Raw genomic sequence first — 12,628 nt, 5'->3', positions numbered from 1 at the left:
CGGGACTCGAGGCACGAAAGAGACAATGATGTCCGAAACCTCGGTTTATGGCGCTGCGCCGTCGGCAAGTTCCGCCGCAGCTGACCCTTCCTCCCCCCGCCGCCGCGCAACGCGCGTGCACCATCTGGCCCAGATGAAATCTGAGGGCGAAAAATGGTCGATGCTCACCGCATACGACTACTCCAGTGCGCGCATCTTCGACGACGCACACATCCCGGTCCTACTGGTCGGCGACTCGGCGGCAAACGTGGTCTACGGCTACGACACCACCATCCCCGTCACCATCGACGAACTGCTTCCGCTGGTCCGCGGTGTCGTGAAGGGTGCCCCACACGCGCTCGTCGTCGCCGACCTGCCGTTCGGTAGCTACGAGGCCGGTTCGCAGCAGGCCCTCGAGTCGTCGATCCGATTCTTCAAAGAGGGCGGCGCCCACGCGGTGAAGCTCGAAGGCGGTGAACGTGTCGCCGACCAGATCGCCACACTGACCGCGGCCGGCATCCCGGTCATGGCGCACATCGGCTTCACCCCGCAGAGCGTCAACGGACTCGGCGGATTCCGCGTCCAGGGCCGGGGCGACGGCGCCGACCAGCTCATCGCCGACGCGATCGCCGTTCAGGAAGCCGGCGCATTCGCTGTCGTGATGGAGATGGTGCCCGCCGACCTCGCCGGACAGATCACCCGCAAGCTCACCATCCCGACCGTGGGTATCGGGGCCGGCCACGAGACCGACGCCCAGGTGCTCGTGTGGCAGGACATGGCCGGCTTCACCCACGGCAAGACCGCCAAGTTCGTCAAGCGTTATGCCGATGTCGGCGGCGAATTGCGCCGTGCGGCAGAGCAATACGCCGACGAGGTGCGCCGCGGCCAGTTCCCCGGCCCCGAGCACAGCTACTGACACAATCTCGGTGGACCTCGGTGGACCCGAACCACCGCCGACCGTGCCCAAACCACCGTCGACCGTGCCCAACCGTCCATTGACCGTGCCGAAATCGCAAGGGCGATAGCGGTTTCGGCACGCTCGGCGGTCACAAGGGCACGCTCGGCGGGTGGTTGGGCACGCTCGACGGATGGGCTGGCCGACCTCAGGCTTTTGTGGCTTCGAGGAACGTCAGGATCCGGGGCACGACTGTGGTCGGATCGTCGAGTAGCAACAAGTGACCGCCATCCGGGACGATGTGCAGCTGCGCATTCGGCAATGTCGCCGACATCAGTTCCGCATTGAATACCGGCGACAGCGGATCGGCGCGCCCGTGGACCACCAGAGTGGGGTGTAGGACGCTGTGGAGCCACGGCCATGAGCTGAATGTGGAAACGGCAAAGAGCTGATACGTGTAGCCACGCCAGCTGGGCGGGTGCGACTGCCTCAGGGTCAGATCAGACTTCATCTTCTTGGCATCGCGCGCTGTCCGACCGCCGGCGATCAGCGGGACCATCACCTGCGCCGCGCGACGGTTGTAATACCGCAATGGGTTGAGCATCAGCCCGAAGACGACCGGATGCGGCATCATGCTCGGCGTTCCCGGCATCGTACTGGCGAGCACCAGCCGCCGGACCCGGTCAGGGTACCGATGTGCGAGTTCCATGGAGACAATTCCACCGAACGAGTAACCGAGTACGTCCACGCGGGCCAGCCCCAGCACATCGAGAACACGGACGACCGTGTCGGCGATACCGCGCATTCGCAGGGGAATTCGCGGTACCGGAGACAGTCCGCAGCCAGGTAGATCCAGGCAGATCACCTGCCGGTCAGCGAGTTCGGCGACAAAGGGTTGCCACATCTCCAGTGGTGCGCCGACACCGTTGATCAAGAGCAGCGGATGTCCGACGCCGGGATTTCGGTGCATCACTCGAATCTTTTGGTCCCCGACCATCACGAACGACACGCTGTCGTCCGTGATCGAGCGCGTCACGCGACCTCGTTCTGTGATGCGTTCCACTGCGCGAACCAATCGAGCGCACCAGGGTCGTCGACAGCTCCGGCGGACGCGACATCGGCCGGAGCCGAGCCCTGAAGGATGCGCTTGACCGGTATCTCGAGTTTCTTACCCGTCAGCGTGCGCGGGATGTTGGGCGCGGCGACGATCGTATCGGGCACGTGCCGCGGCGAAAGTTGCACTTTCAGCTCGGCCGCGAGCCGCCCGCGCAGCGTGTCGGTCAGATCTGCACCGTCCGACAACACCACAAACAATGCCAGCAAATAGTCCCCGTCCTTACGTTCGGTTCCGACGACGAGGCTGTCGACCACCTCCTCGAATTGCTCGACGACGGCGTATATCTCGGACGATCCGAGGCGAACGCCGCCGCGGTTGAGAGTCGCGTCCGACCGGCCGGTCACCACCACACCACCGTCGGCCGAGATCGTGATCCAATCTCCCTGACACCACACGCCAGGGTGGTGGTCGAAATACGTTTCACGATATCGGGCTCCATTCTCATCACCCCAAAGTTGCAACGGCATCGACGGCATCGGCAGTGTCACCATCATCTCCCCGACCTCACCGACTTGCGGTCGTCCCGCTTCGTCCCAGGCTTCGGCTTTGACCCCGAGCGACCTTCCTGCGATCTCACCCAGCCGCACCGGCGTAAGTGGGTTGCCACAGAAGAAAATCGTGCACACATCGGTCCCACCACAGATGGAATCGATTCGCGCATCGAATCGTTCATCGAGCCAGTGCCAGCCGATCGGGGGTAGCGGCGACCCGGTCGGCATGATCAGTTTCAGCCCAGAGAAGTCGAATCGCTGCTGCGGTTCGGAACCCGACTTTGCGAGCGCAGTCACATAGGCCGACCCCAATCCGAGCACCGTCGTTCCGGTTTCTGCCGCGACCGCAAACGCGCCGTCAGATTCCGGTTGCCCCGGACTCGCCGAGGACACCACAATCGTGGCGCCGTGCAGGAGCCCGCCGATCAGCAGATTCCACGCCATCCAGCTCGTCGAACTGACGAAGAAGAACGTGTCGTCGGGGCCGATGTCGAGACATAGGCCGACCACCTTGTAGTGCTCCAACACGATTCCACCGTGGCTCTGAACGATGCCCTTGGGCAGGCCGGTGGTGCCCGACGAGAACAGAATCCACAGCGGATGGTCCGCGGGTAGTGACACGAATACGGGCGGGCGTGCAGTCGCCACGATCTCGTCGAATGCGACCGCTCCCGAGGGGACCGGGGCATCGGCGTGCAACTTGCGCACCACGATGGTCGCCTCCACCGATGGGAGCCGCCTACGGAGCTCGGCGATCGTATCGGCGCGGTCGTGGACGCGGCCACCGAAACGGTAACCGTCAGCCGCGAGCAGGACCTTGGGTTCTATCTGGCTGAATCGGTCGACGACACTTGTCACACCGAACTCCGGGCCACATGCCGACCACACGGCACCGATCGCGGTTGTCGCGAGAAGGCCGACAACAGCTTCGGGAATGTTCGGCAAGTACGCCGCCACGCGATCGCCGGGCGCGACACCCAACTCGAGCAGATGGGCGGACAGCGCGCCAACCATGCCCTCGAGGTCTTCCGCCGACCACGGGCGTGGCGTGGCTTCTTCGGCGACCTCGATGATCGCCGGCCGGTTTCTCGGCATCCGATCGAGGATGTTCTGTGCGTAATTCAGCTTGGCTCCGCCAAACCAACGAGTACCGGGCATCGACATGTCAGAGATGATCTCGTCTGGACGCCGATCGGCCCGAACATCGTAAAAGTCCCACACCGCACCCCAAAACGATGCGAGATCGCCAACTGACCACTCCCACAACTCATCCCACGAGGACAGTTCGACCCCACGGGTCTGCCTGACCCACTTCATGAACGTGCTGGCGTTCGCCTTGGTTGTGTCGTCGGAATCAGGGGACCAGAGAATCTCTGAGAGATTCGGGTTCGTCATATTGCCTCTGGAATGCGTTCGAGGACATAGGATCCCGGTGCCGCTTCGAGCACCGGATGCGCATCACTGCCGAGCGCAGTCGGTGCGGGGATTTCTTCGCCGGACCTCTCGAGGACCCAGTCTGCCCAATGTTCCCACCAGGTTCCACGCACTTCCTGTGCTTCCGCTCGCCACGCTTCCGGGTCCGGGCCGGGTTCCGGACCTGTCATGTAGTACGCCTTCGGGTTGCCGGGAGGGTTCACCAGGCTCGCGATGTGGCCCGCATTGCTCAAGACAAAAGTGCAATCGCCTGACATGAGCTGAGTAGTTTTGTAGCAGCCCTTCCAGGGGGTCAGGTGATCGTTCACAGCCCCGGTGGCGTAGACGTCGACGTCGATTTTGCTCAGATCGACGCGACTTCCGAGAACCTGCAGTTTGCCCTCGGCGAGCACGTTGAGGTTGAAGATCTTGAGGAATTGGTGGTGGAGGGCGGACGGCAACGACGTGCCGTCGGTGCTCCACGCGAGTATGTCGAAGGCACTCGGTTGCTTGCCGAGAAGATAGTTGTTGACGAAGTAATTCCAGATGAGATCATTCGGCCGCATCCAATTGAAGATGAGTGCCAGCGACTTCGCGTCGAGGACCCCGGCCTTGCTGGATCGTCGGCGGGCATACCCGACGAGGAGCGGCTGATTGAACACCGATACCGGGCTCGGTTCGGCGAAGTCGAGCAGAGTCACCCCGAAACTCGCGCTGTTGATCCTGTCGTCACCGATATCGGCGAGGTGCGCGAGGATCGCCGAGGTGAGGATCCCGCCGGCGCACATGCCGAGCGTATTGACCTTGTCGCTGCCCGTGATCTCGCGCAGTGCATCTATCGCACGAAGGACGGACGAGGCGTACACATCCATGTTGTAGTCGCGATCCTCCGGACCGACGTTGCGCCAGCTGATCAGGAAGAAGGGAATGCCGCGGGAGACCGCGTACTCGGCAAAGCTCCGGCCCGGGGCGAGGTCCATGAAGTAGTACTTGCCGATCTGCGGCGGGATCAACAGGACCGGCCGACGGTGGACTGCTGAGGTCGTCGGTGTGTATTGGATCACCTCACACACCGAGTCCCGATAGACGACGGCACCGGGAGTCACGGCGAGGTCCTCGCCCACTCGCAACGAACCCGACTTGAACTGCGATGGCATGGCGTTGTTGTATCGGACGTCGTGGACCAGGTTGCGCAATCCGAGCGCCAAACTGGTACCACCGGTCTCGAATGCCCGCTTCATGGCCGCCGGATTGCCCACCAGAACATTTGTCGGCGCCGTGGACGAGGTCAGGACATTCGACAGAAACCGCAGTAACTCACGGTCCTTCCACCTGAGGTCCGGCTCCTCCACCGCGGCTTCGATCTCCGCGGAGAACGCGAGGTAGCCCTGCATGATCCGACGGTAGATCGCATTGTCGGTGAACGTGGGATCGCTGAACCGCCGATCACCTCTGGCCGGTTCCACCGGTGAGCTTCCCAATGCGACAGTCGCCAACTGCCCGACGAGGTGAGCCCCGTGACGCGCCACGCTGAGGACACCGCCCGGAAGTCTCGAACGATCAAACACCGATTTTGGATCCGCCTTCTGCTCGGCAACAGCAGCAAGCGTTTCACTACCCACAAGCTTCACCGGCGATTGCCCATTCGGCGATTCTGTTTTCTTCGCGGCGCTCGGCGGAGTCTTGGTCGGTATTTCAGTGGGATTCACCACGTGAACTCTCCTTTGGGAATCTCTTCTTGATAGTCATCAACCCGGTTCATCCAGTGGCGAACTCGCCTTCTGTGCCATGTCGGACCACCGACTACAGCCGCTCGATTGGCGGGACTTTTTTAATGACGGGCGCTAAATATAACCCTTCGGCGACCGAACTGCCGGATAGAGGACAAATCGAACCACGCTGCACAAATGGGACGATTACCCTCTCTTTATTTGCCTGGCGAATAACTGAGCTATGCACTTGCACAATCGATTCCGAGTTCATCACCGGGACTCCCACCGTGCTCGGAGTGAAGCGACCTGTGACCGACAATCACGGGCCTGGTCGACAGTTACAGGCATAGTGGACAGATGCGCGATTTCTATCCTCCGATCGAGCCCTACGCCACCGGGCACCTCGATGTCGGTGACGGACAACAGATCTATTGGGAGCAGAGCGGCAACCCAGCGGGTAAGCCGGCGATCTTCGTCCACGGCGGCCCGGGTGGTGGCACCGCCCCGATCCAGCGACAGTTCTTCCACCCGGACGCCTACCGCATCATCCTGTTCGACCAGCGCGGCTGCGGCCAGTCGACCCCGCACATCGCGGATGGCGGCGACCTGTCGGTCAACACCACCGATCACCTGATCGCAGACATGGAGTTGCTGCGCGAAGAGTTCGGGATCGAGCAGTGGCAGGTGTTCGGTGGCTCCTGGGGTTCGACGCTGGGTCTGGCCTATGCCCAGCGTCACCCTGAGCGGGTCACCGAGTTGGTATTGCGTGGCATCTTCCTGCTCCGGCGCAGCGAGATCGACTGGTACTACAACGGCGGTGCAGCGAACATCTATCCGGATCGGTGGGAGGGATACCTCGAGCCGATCCCGGCCCACGAACGCGACGGAGATCTGGTTGCCGTCTACCACCGTCTGCTGACCGGCACCGACCGCGAGAAAGCGGTCCGGGCCGCCCTCGCGTGGACGACATGGGAACAGACCACCAGCCATCTCCTCCCCCCAACCGACGATGACAAAGACGCTGATCCGGCGAGATATGCGCTCGCGTTCGCCGGCATCGAGAACCACTACTTCGTGAACGGTGGATTCCTCGAAGACGGCCAGCTGCTCGCGGACGCTCATCTGATCGCGGACATCCCCGGCGTCATCGTGCAGGGCCGCTACGACGTGGTGTGCCCCGCGCGCAGTGCCTGGGATCTCCACCGCGCCTGGCCGGCCGCGCAGCTACACATCGTCGCAGATGCCGGACATGCCTCATTCGAACCAGGTATCCGGCATCATCTGATCGAGGCAACAGATCGTTTTGCCGGAGTCGGCGAGTCAATGGGGAAGGACAAATAGCGGTGAGCGCCCAGGAGACAACAGAGGTCGAGCTCAAGTACGACCTCGATGCCCATGCGGAGGTCCCTGATCTGACGGTGCTGACCGCGGTGCACTCGGTGTCGGGCCCGGTGATCGAACATCTCGACGCGACTTACTACGACACCGACGCTCTCGATCTGGCAGGCAACAAGATCACTCTGCGACGGCGCGAAGGCGGCCACGACGAGGGGTGGCACCTCAAGCGGCCACCGATCGGCGAGGGTATCGGCCGCCGAGAGATGCACGTGCCGTTGGAGCACGCCGCCGACCCGTTCTCCGAAGTTGTTGTCCCGACCGACCTCACCGACCATGTGCAGGTCCACGTCCGCGGACGGAGACTGTCCCCGATCGCGACCATCTCCACGGTTCGCCGCATCACCGAATTGCACGATTCGGACGGGAAGGTGCTCGCCGTGCTGTGCGAGGACACCGTTACCACCCAATCGCTGTTGTCCCACGGTCACGCTCAGTCGTGGAACGAGTGGGAGCTGGAACTGGTGACCGGCGACGTGAAGTTGCTCGAGGCCGCCGATGAGCTGTTGCGGTCGCATGGTGCCCGCACCGCGACGAGCGCGTCGAAGCTCGCCCGGGCGATCGGCCCCACACCCACATCCGCCGAGGCGGGGAGCCGGGGCTCACGCCGCGCGAAGAAGTCGTCGCGCAAGAAACTCTCGGCACTCGAGCTCGTGATCGCCGAACTCGCCGTTCACCGTGACCATCTCGTCGCGCAGGACCCACTGGTCCGGATCAGCGCTCCGGATTCGGTGCACCAGATGCGTGTGGCGACCCGGCGGGCCCGCAGCGTCCTGAGGTCGTTTCCCGAGGTGCTGCACGGCGACGTGATCGGCCATCTCGAAGGCGAATTGAGGTATCTGGCAGGCATTCTCGGCGACGCGCGCGACGCCGAGGTGCAACTCGAGCGGAACCGCGGTCTGCTCTCGGCCGAATCCGCGCCGCCGACCATCGTCACGGCGCTCATCGATGACCAGATCAAAACATGTGAGTCGACCGTCGAATTCGTGCTCGAGTACCTGAAATCGGGCCGGTATTTCGAGTTGCTCAACGAGCTCGACCGAACGGTCGCCGAACCGCAACCCGGCCCCGACGCCGACCTGCCGGCGAGAAAGGCCCTCGACCACGCCGTGGCCCGCAGCGCCAAGCGGGTCCGCAAGGCGCAACGCAAGCTCAAGGCCCTGGCGGTCGAATCCCCCGAGTGGATCGAGCAGTTACACACCATCCGTAAACGGGCAAAACAACTGCGGTACACCACCGACTCCGCTGATCGGCTCGGCACCAAGAAACACAAGAAGATCGCCAAGCAGGCCAAACAAGAGCAGGCAGCGCTCGGCGATTTCCACGACGCCGAGGTGAGCCGGCAGCATCTGGCCCAGCTGGCTTCCGGCTCGGGCATCTCCATCGCGGATGCGTTCGTCTATGGCCGACTCGATGCCCGCGAACAAATTGCCGCGGCCGCCGCCATGCGCGCGTACCGAAAGGCTAAGTCTCTGCTGTGAACAAGAGTTTCGGCGCCTGCGCGTCGGCGGCGGTGAGGGTCACGCGCACCTGACGACCCTCGGGCGGATCCCCGGTGCAGGTGGCGAACACCGCCGGATCGGCGATGAAAATCTGCGCGGGCCGTTTGCCGCGGGCGGCGTACAGCACAGTCGCCGTGAAGGTCTCCCCCACGCGGTCGGCCAGCAGGATCGCCTCGGCCATGTCCAGGCTCGACCGATCAGCTTTGCTCGCAACCGAACTCGAACTCTTCATCACCTCGGGAAGGGTGGGCAACGCGTCGCACACCCAGTCGGGCACTGCCCGCCCAGCTGTCAACGACAGACAGGTCTCGGTGGCAAAGCGGTCTGCGAGCCGTCGGAGCGGCGCGGTGACGTGGGCGTAGACCCCGGCGATCCCGCCATGCGTGGTCACCGCGTCGTCCGGGATCTCACCCAGCATCGGCAGGTAGTCGCTCCCCCGCAGCAAAGTGGTCGCATCCGACATCACGGCGAGGGTGAGCGGCGACTGCGGATCCAGGCCGGCCAGGAAGGCACCCGGCGAAACATTCTCCGGCCAGGGAACATTCAGTGCATTCGCGGCAGCCCGGAACACCTCCACCGCTTCGTCGGTGGCCGAGGGCAACGTGCGCAGCAATCCGACCTTGCTGTCCAGCATCATCTGCCCGGCACACATGCCCGTCAGCAACGACACCTGCGAATTCCACATGTCGGCCCGGGTACGCGGTTGCACCACCAGCTGCCAGGCGCCCTGCGCGTCACGCATCACATCCTGTTCGGGCAGTCCCAATTCGACGGCGCCCCGCTCGATCGAGAGCCGCTGCCGAAGTTCACCGAAATCCGGGAGTGCCTCGATGGACGGATGCAGTCGCCCCGCATCGGCGTCGGCCTGCACGGTCTCGTAGTCCAGCCTGGCCACCGACCGCACCAACGCCCGGCGCACGTCGACCGAGGTCGGGTGTCCTTCGGCGTCGACGGCGATCCGCCACAGGACTGCCGGACGGACCTGGTCGGGCAGCAAGGATCCGCTGTTCTCCGACAACGCCCGCGGATGGAGCGGGACATTGCCGTCCGGAAAATAGATCGTCTGACCACGCCGACGGGTCTCGAGGTCAAGTGGTCCGCCGGGCTGTACGAGCGCGGCGACATCGGCGATCGCATAGTGCACCACGAAGCCCTTGCCGTCGCGGGCGATGTGGACGGCCTGATCGAGATCCACCGAACCGGGCGGATCGATCGACACCAGGGGCAGATCGGTCCGGTCGTCGCGATGGGCAGCACAACGATCTGCGGCACGCTCCGCTTCGGCAGCGGCAGCGGCTCCGAACTCCTCGGACAGACCCAGGTCGGTGCGGATGGCACCAAAATCTATGTCTGCGGCGCGAAGTATCCGTTGCACCGCACCAACACTAGCGTGCGGGGCGAACGAGCCGGCCTGTAAGCCGGATCCTGTACCGACCAGAAGGTCGGCAGCGGCCATCCATCTGGGCACACCGTCGCCGGGTACCTCGAGCGGTCCACCCGCAGGCTCGGGCGAGCAGCCCTCGAGCACCTGCGCAGCCGCACCAGTTGCCTGGTGCGACCTTCGACCTTGCTCCGGGTGGGGTTTACCGAGCCATCACGGTCACCCGTGATGCTGGTGCGCTCTTACCGCACCGTTTCACCCTCACCGGCTTGCGCCGGCGGTCTGTTTTCTGTGGCACTGTCCCGCGAGTCACCTCGGGTTGCTGTTGGCAACCACCCTGCTCTGTGGAGTCCGGACTTTCCTCGGTCACGGGCTCGCCGCACAAGCGACTGTCCCCGCGACCGCGGCCGCCCAGCCGGCTCGTTCGCATCATCACTGTACGTTCTCCGGACCCCGATCCACGCATCGATCGACGATGCCGGATTGGTGCGAGGTCCGGGGTATGCCGCAACATTGCGCCGTGGATGTCGTCGCGGTGGTTCTGATGGTGGCCGCGCTGGGACTGGCCGTATGGCGTCCGCGAGGCCTGTCAGAGGCCGCGGTCGCGGTCCCGGCAGCGGTTCTGGCCGTTGCCGTCGGAGTGGTGGAACCTCACCGGGCCTGGGACGAACTCCGGGAGTTGTCGTCCACCGTGCTGTTCCTGGCGGCGCTGCTGGTGATCTCCTACGCGTGCTGCGCACTCGGTGTCTTCGACTGGGTGGCCCGGACGATCGCGCACCGGGCGTCGCCGCCGGGCGGCGGAAACCATCGATCCGGTCACCGACTCTTCGGTCTGGTGTTCGCCGCGGCGGCGATTACCACCGCCGCACTCAGCCTCGATGCCACCGTCTTGCTGCTGACCCCGGTGCTGCTGTCGATGACATCGGCGCTGCGGGTACCCGCCCGTCCACACAGTTATGCGACCGTCACACTTGCCAATTCGGCGTCGACGCTGATGCCGGTCTCCAATCTCACCAACCTGCTCGCCTTTACCGCCACCGGCCTGGGGTTCGTCGAGTTCACCGTCCTGATGGCGCTGCCGTGGGTGGTGACGCTCATCGTCGAATTCGGGTTGTTCTGCTGGTACTTTCGCGACGACCTCGAGGTGGCGCCGGGGCCCGATGTCCTCGATGAACCCGGCCCCACACCCTGGGCTCCACTCATCGTCCTCAGCGCAACGCTGGCCGCTTTCGGGGTGAGCTCACTGATCGGTATCGAACCGGTGTGGTGCGCGGTGTCCGGCGCGCTGGCGATGGCGTGCCTGGCCCTGCGAGGCCGGGCGTGCACCGTCGGAAGTTTGGCCATGTCGGCGCAACCCGGTTTCCTGCTGTTCGTGTGCGCGCTGGGTGTGCTGGTGGCCGGCATCTCCGACGGCGAGATAGGAAGCCGGCTCGCCGACCTGCTGCCAGACGACACCGGTCTGGTCGATCTGCTCATCGTCGCCGGCGTCGCGGCCATTGTCTCGAACGTGATCAACAACATCCCGGCCACCCTGTTGATGCTTGCGGCACTGGGCAGCGGCGCACCCGCCGCGCTGATCCTGGCGATGCTGCTCGGGGTCAACATCGGCCCGAGCCTGACCTATCTGGGATCTCTGGCAAACCTGTTGTGGCGCAACCTCGTCAACAAACAGGGCCACCATGTGAAGGTCGCCGAATTCACCGCGGTGGGCCTGGTGACCGTCCCGCTGACCCTGGTGTCGTCGGTGGTCGCACTCTGGCTGGTCACATAGCCGGGCCGGCCACGTCATTCTCCCCCGCCAGATCAGCGCGCACCGAGCGCAACGCGGCGATCAGGTCGTTGACGATCTCCGACTGACCGGACGGCGCCCGCACCACCGCCGACACCGGAACCCGCAGTGCGCGTTCGGTATCCCGCGTGAAAGCGATACCCGCGAGCGGCGTCCGTTCATAGAGCACCGTCCACTCCTCGGGGTGGTTGAGCAATTCCATGGTCGCGGTGTGGTCGACCGGCAGCGGCGGGGCCTGGCGTGGGCGGTCGAGCCCGTGACGATCGAATGCATCCCGGATCACGTTGTGCAACAACACCTGATCGCGTGCGGACGGCAGCAGCAGCGGATACTTGCCGAGTTCCGCCAGCCCGACCTCCGCCGCGCCGGCCAGTGGGTGCCGCTGCGACATCGCCACCACCAGGTCGTCGACCCAGAGGTGTTCGATCGCCAGCCCCGGCCGTTCCAGACCACCACGGATCAGTGCGAGGTCGACGTCGCCGCCGAGTACCGCGTCGATCCGCTGATCGAAGCTCTTGATGATGAACTCGATCTCGACGTCAAGGTGTTCGGTGCGCAGCTTGGCGATCGCGGCCAGGGACTGCTGGGCAAACGACATGTTGGCCGCCATCCGCACCCGTCCACCCGGTGTGCGTGCGGTTGCGGCGATCATCGATTCCAGCCGGATCATCTGCTGGGCCAGCGGCAGCACCTGTGCGCCGAGGTCGGTCAGGCGCACGGTCCGCGTCGATCTGGCGATCAGTTTCGAGCCCAGTTCGTGTTCGAGCCGGGCCACCTGGTGACTGATCGCCGATTGCGAGATGAAGCAGCGGGCCGCGGCCCGGCTGAAGCTCAGCTCCTCGGCCACAGCCACGAAGTACGTCAACTGGCGAAGTTCCATGCGACCAGCTTATATGAGTGATCAAGATAAGTTATATCTTTAGAACAGGTTTGATATTGGCCTGAAGAGGGATT

The 12,628-nt window shown here is 64.2% G+C and carries 9 protein-coding genes and 1 other RNA gene; 4 read left to right on the top strand and 6 right to left on the bottom strand.

Annotated elements, in window-relative coordinates; genetic code table 11:
- The first annotated feature begins 28 nt into the window (after positions 1-28).
- On the top strand, positions 29-895 hold the full coding sequence (gene panB, locus H290_RS0105055; protein ID WP_028462804.1) for a 3-methyl-2-oxobutanoate hydroxymethyltransferase: 867 nt from the start codon (positions 29-31) through the stop codon (positions 893-895).
- A 187-nt stretch (positions 896-1,082) separates the two neighbouring features.
- Here panB and H290_RS0105050 read toward each other — a convergent pair whose 3' ends face one another.
- Genes H290_RS0105050 through H290_RS0105040 form a run of 3 tightly spaced genes read right to left on the bottom strand, consistent with a single transcriptional unit; the run spans position 1,083 to position 5,607 of the window.
- The gene (locus H290_RS0105050) at positions 1,083-1,910 is read right to left on the bottom strand and encodes an alpha/beta fold hydrolase (RefSeq protein ID WP_020105682.1); all 828 of its coding nucleotides are present in this window, start codon (positions 1,908-1,910) and stop codon (positions 1,083-1,085) included.
- A complete protein-coding gene (locus H290_RS0105045; protein WP_020105681.1) occupies positions 1,907-3,877 on the bottom strand; it encodes an acetoacetate--CoA ligase in 1,971 nt (656 codons plus the stop codon). Before H290_RS0105045 ends, H290_RS0105050 begins: the two co-directional genes overlap by 4 nt.
- Entirely contained in the window at positions 3,874-5,607 is a 1,734-nt protein-coding gene (locus H290_RS0105040; protein ID WP_155976692.1) for an alpha/beta hydrolase, read from the bottom strand. Before H290_RS0105040 ends, H290_RS0105045 begins: the two co-directional genes overlap by 4 nt.
- Positions 5,608-5,964: 357 nt before the next feature.
- On the opposite strand from H290_RS0105040, the gene pip reads away from it, so the two are divergent.
- Entirely contained in the window at positions 5,965-6,948 is a 984-nt protein-coding gene (gene pip / locus H290_RS0105035; protein ID WP_020105679.1) for a prolyl aminopeptidase, read from the top strand.
- A gap of 2 nt (positions 6,949-6,950) precedes the next feature.
- A complete protein-coding gene (locus H290_RS0105030) occupies positions 6,951-8,483 on the top strand; it encodes a CYTH and CHAD domain-containing protein (RefSeq protein WP_020105678.1) in 1,533 nt (510 codons plus the stop codon).
- On the opposite strand, the gene H290_RS0105025 is transcribed toward H290_RS0105030, so the two are convergent.
- Both H290_RS0105025 and rnpB read right to left on the bottom strand, forming a co-directional pair.
- Entirely contained in the window at positions 8,467-9,879 is a 1,413-nt protein-coding gene (locus tag H290_RS0105025) for an RNB domain-containing ribonuclease (RefSeq protein ID WP_028462802.1), read from the bottom strand. The two genes, H290_RS0105030 and H290_RS0105025, sit on opposite strands and share 17 nt — an antisense overlap.
- 23 nt (positions 9,880-9,902) lie before the next feature.
- An RNA gene (gene rnpB, locus H290_RS30105) (RNase P RNA component class A) lies at positions 9,903-10,308 on the bottom strand.
- A 79-nt stretch (positions 10,309-10,387) separates the two neighbouring features.
- Between rnpB and H290_RS0105020 the strand changes: the two genes are divergently transcribed.
- Entirely contained in the window at positions 10,388-11,656 is a 1,269-nt protein-coding gene (locus H290_RS0105020) for an SLC13 family permease (RefSeq protein ID WP_020105676.1), read from the top strand.
- Here H290_RS0105020 and H290_RS0105015 read toward each other — a convergent pair.
- Entirely contained in the window at positions 11,649-12,554 is a 906-nt protein-coding gene (locus H290_RS0105015) for a LysR family transcriptional regulator (RefSeq protein ID WP_020105675.1), read from the bottom strand. The genes H290_RS0105020 and H290_RS0105015 overlap by 8 nt on opposite strands.
- Between the last annotated feature and the right edge of the window lie 74 nt (positions 12,555-12,628).

Origin of the sequence: Nocardia sp. 348MFTsu5.1, assembly GCF_000383535.1 — a bacterium.
Taxonomy (GTDB): Bacteria; Actinomycetota; Actinomycetes; order Mycobacteriales; family Mycobacteriaceae; genus Williamsia; species Williamsia faeni.
Note: the sequence above shows the minus strand (reverse complement) of the source record. Positions and strands in the feature narration are given on the sequence as shown.